Consider the following 3764-nt stretch of genomic DNA (forward strand, 5'->3'; position numbering starts at 1 on the left):
TTTCGGCGGTGCAGCTCCACAACACGAATTTCAGCCGCAAGGTCCACGAAACATTGCTGAATTCCGGCCTGGCGCCCGGCAGGCTCGAGCTTGAGATCACCGAGACGGCGCTTGTCAAGGACATGCCGCGGGCGCTGGCCACCTTGCGGCAGGTCAAGGCGCTGGGCGTGCGCGTGGCCATGGACGATTTTGGAACCGGCTATTCCTCGCTCTCCAACCTCCGCGCCTTCCCCTTCGACAAGATCAAGATCGATGGCTCCTTCATCAAGTCGGTCGACAAGAACGGCCAGGTCGCGGCGATCGTGCGCGCCGTCCTGGGACTTGGACGCGGTCTCGGCCTGCCGGTTCTGGCGGAGGGGGTCGAGACGCTCGGCGAACTGAAATTCCTGGACGCCGAAGCCTGCGAGATCGGCCAGGGCTATTATATCGGCAGGCCAGCTCTCATCGAAGAATTCGGCGATCTGACCGGTGTCGTCGCACCCGCTGTCGGCAGCAAACCCGCTACCTTGCGCGACAGAAGCGTTCTGGCCTTCGCACCGGCACCTGCGCTAGCCACACGCTAGACTAGAGGCTCTCGGGCTTGAGTGCCGTCTCGACCAGCCGCCTGGCGTCCGGCCCCGACCATTCGGCCGGGCCGTTCATATGGGCGATCAGGCAGCCCTCGCCGTCGACCAGCATGGTGACAGGAAGGCCTAGCGCCAGGCCGCGCTTCTTGAGGTCGTTGAACAGCGCCATCGTCGAATCCCGGTAATAGCCAAGCGTCGCGACGCCGGTATCGCTGAGGAACTTCTTCGGCTTCACATCGTCGCCGGCATCGACATTGACGGCGATCACTTGAAAGGCGTCGCTGCCCTTTTCCTTCTGCAGCGCATCAAGCGCCGGCATTTCGGCACGGCACGGCGCGCACCATGTCGCCCACAGATTGAGCAGCACCGTCTTGCCGGCATGATCGGCAATCGTCATCGGCTTGCCGTCCGGACCGTTGAAGGCAAGGCTCTTCAGGGATTGTGGCGGATCGGCCGGCAAAAGTGCCGCGACCTCACCGGTGGCCGAAGCCGCGACCTTCTTGGCGCGGTCGCTCTTGGCCGCGCAGGCCACGTCGTCCTTGCTCTCACCCACGGCAGCTTGTGCCGGTGCATTGTTGCCAGACCGGCTCTCGCTGACATATACCGCGACCGCGCCCGCCAGCGCGCCCGCCACCAAGGCGGCGAGGATCAGGCGCGGGGCCGGGAAGAATCTACTACCGTCTGCCATTTTCTCAAAACTGCTCCGAAGCACGGGTTATAGCCATGAGCGACAAGAAAACCAGCAACCAGATGTGGGGCGGACGTTTTGCCTCGGGTCCGGCCGCCATCATGGAAGCGATCAACGCGTCTATCTCCTTCGACCGCAAACTCTATGCGCAGGACATCAAAGGCTCGATCGCCCATAGCGAGATGCTGGCGCAAACGGGCATTATTTCGGCGGCCGATCAAGAAAAAATCGCTGACGGGCTGAACACGATCCTGAGAGAGATCGAGGCGGGCAGCTTCGAGTTCTCGACGCGGCTCGAAGACATCCACATGAACATCGAGGCGCGCCTTGCCGATCTGATCGGTCCGGCGGCCGGCCGCCTGCACACCGCCCGCTCGCGCAACGATCAGGTCGCGGTCGATTTGCGGCTCTGGGTCAAGGAGGAGTGCTTTCGCGTCGCCGAGGCGTTGAAGGGGTTGATTGAGGCGTTGCTGGAGCGGGCCGAGGAGCATGCGGCGACCGTGATGCCGGGCTTCACCCATATGCAGGCGGCCCAGCCGGTGACCTTCGGCCATCACTGCATGGCCTATGTCGAGATGTTTTCGCGCGACCTGTCGCGCGTGCGCGATGCCATCGAACGGATGGATGAAAGCCCGCTCGGTGCCGCCGCACTTGCCGGCACAAGCTTCCCGATCGACCGCCACCGGACCGCCAAGGGGCTCGGCTTCCGCGAGCCGATGCGCAATTCGCTCGACAGCGTCTCGGATCGCGATTTCGCGCTCGAGTTCCTCGCTCTTGCCGCGATCTGCGCCACGCATCTGTCGCGGCTGGCCGAAGAGATCATCATCTGGTCGACGCCGCAATTCGGCTTCGTCAGGCTGTCGGACTCGTTTTCCACCGGCTCGTCGATCATGCCGCAGAAGAAGAATCCCGATGCCGCCGAACTGGTGCGCGGCAAGACCGGCCGCGTCACCGGCCATCTGGTCGGCCTGCTGACGGTGATGAAGGGCATGCCTTTGACCTATGGCAAGGACATGCAGGAAGACAAGGAATCGGTATTCGACGCCGCCGAGACGCTCGACCTGATGCTGGCGGCGATGACCGGCATGGTCTCGGACATGACGGTCAACGCAGCCGCGATGAAGAAGGCCGCCGGCTCCGGCCACGCGACAGCAACCGACCTTGCCGACTGGCTGGTGCGCACGCTCGGCCTGCCGTTCCGAGAGGCGCATCATGTCACCGGCCGGGCGGTGGCGCTGGCCGAAGACAAGAAGGTGGGGCTGGAGAAGCTTTCGCTGGAGGATCTGCAGTCGATCGATCCCGGCATCACGGCCGACATATTCTCAGTGCTGGCGGTGCAGAACTCGGTCAAGAGCCGCACCAGTTTCGGCGGCACCGCGCCGTCGGAAGTGAGGAAGCAGATCCGCGCCTGGAAAAAGCGACTGGCGAAAGCGTAATGCCGGATGTTGCGCCAGCAATATCCCGGACATGCGACCAGCAATATCCGGACGTTGCGCCAGATATTGCGACGAGCAATATCTCGGGGTGCAATGCGCCGAGAACTCGGCTAAAAGCGGCGGCTGACAAACGTTTCGGACGGATGGATCGATGACCGGAAGCAGGATTTTGGTGACGCTGACGCTGCTGGTGGCGATCGCGGCCGTTTCGGCCTGCGGCAGGAGGGGCGCTCTCGACACGCCCTATGAGGCGGCCGTGCAGGCGCGCAAGGATGCCTCGAAGGCCCACCAGCCCGTGCCGCCGGAGCCGGAAAAACCGGTCAAGGACAAGAAATTCATCCTCGACCCGCTGATCTAGAGCCGACGAGAGCCGGGCCTCCAAACCGATCTCATCGCGCCCCAACTTTCCGGAACCACTCCCGTGAACCATTTCGACTACCGCGATGGCGTGCTCCATGCCGAGGACGTGGCGATACCAGATATCGCCGCACAGGTCGGCACGCCATTCTACTGCTATTCGACGGCCACCCTGACCAGGCACTACCGGGTGTTTGCCCAGTCTTTCACCGGGCTCGACACGCTGGTCTGCTACGCCATGAAGGCCAATTCCAACCAGGCCGTCCTGCGGACGCTGGCGAAGCTCGGCGCCGGCGCCGACGTGGTTTCGGAAGGTGAATTGCGCCGGGCGCTGGCCGCCGGCATTCCGGCCGGCAAGATCCTGTTTTCGGGCGTCGGCAAGACCGCGCGCGAAATGGACTTTGCCCTTGCCGCCGGCATCCTCTGCTTCAACGTCGAGTCCGAGCCTGAACTCGAGCTGTTGTCGGCGCGAGCCGTTGCCCTCGGCAAGGTGGCGTCGATCTCGCTGCGCATCAATCCCGATGTCGACGCCAGGACCCACAAGAAGATCTCCACTGGCAAGGCCGAGAACAAGTTCGGCATCCCGTGGCAGCGGGCGCGGCAGGTCTATGCCCGCGCGGCAAAGCTTCCCGGCATCAGGATCACCGGCATCGACACCCATATCGGCAGCCAGATCACCGAGCTGCAGCCCTTCGACGACGCCTTCGCCCTGCTTGT

General features: G+C 63.7%; 5 protein-coding genes. 4 read left to right on the forward strand and 1 reads right to left on the reverse strand.

Annotated features, from left to right (window positions below; genetic code table 11):
• The coding region (locus tag EN925_RS27275) for an EAL domain-containing protein (protein WP_164894419.1) at window positions 1-563 on the forward strand (563 nt) is incomplete at its 5' end.
• A gap of 1 nt (window position 564) precedes the next feature.
• On the opposite strand, the gene EN925_RS27280 is transcribed toward EN925_RS27275, so the two are convergent.
• The gene (locus EN925_RS27280) at window positions 565-1254 is read right to left on the reverse strand and encodes a TlpA disulfide reductase family protein (RefSeq protein WP_063169085.1); all 690 of its coding nucleotides are present in this window, start codon (window positions 1252-1254) and stop codon (window positions 565-567) included.
• 35 nt (window positions 1255-1289) lie between these two features.
• Between EN925_RS27280 and argH the strand changes: the two genes are divergently transcribed.
• The 3 genes from argH to EN925_RS27295 all read left to right on the forward strand — a co-directional run.
• The gene (gene argH, locus EN925_RS27285; RefSeq protein ID WP_127388293.1) at window positions 1290-2690 is read left to right on the forward strand and encodes an argininosuccinate lyase; all 1401 of its coding nucleotides are present in this window, start codon (window positions 1290-1292) and stop codon (window positions 2688-2690) included.
• A gap of 151 nt (window positions 2691-2841) precedes the next feature.
• Window positions 2842-3048 (forward strand): lipoprotein, encoded by a 207-nt coding sequence (locus tag EN925_RS27290; protein WP_023811112.1) that lies wholly within the window; start codon window positions 2842-2844, stop codon window positions 3046-3048.
• Between the two features lie 63 nt (window positions 3049-3111).
• A partial coding sequence (locus EN925_RS27295; protein ID WP_206632965.1) for an alanine racemase occupies window positions 3112-3764 on the forward strand: 653 nt, incomplete at its 3' end.

The sequence above is a fragment of the Mesorhizobium sp. M7A.F.Ca.US.006.04.2.1 genome, from assembly GCF_004022915.1.
Lineage (GTDB): Bacteria > Pseudomonadota > Alphaproteobacteria > Rhizobiales > Rhizobiaceae > Mesorhizobium > Mesorhizobium ciceri.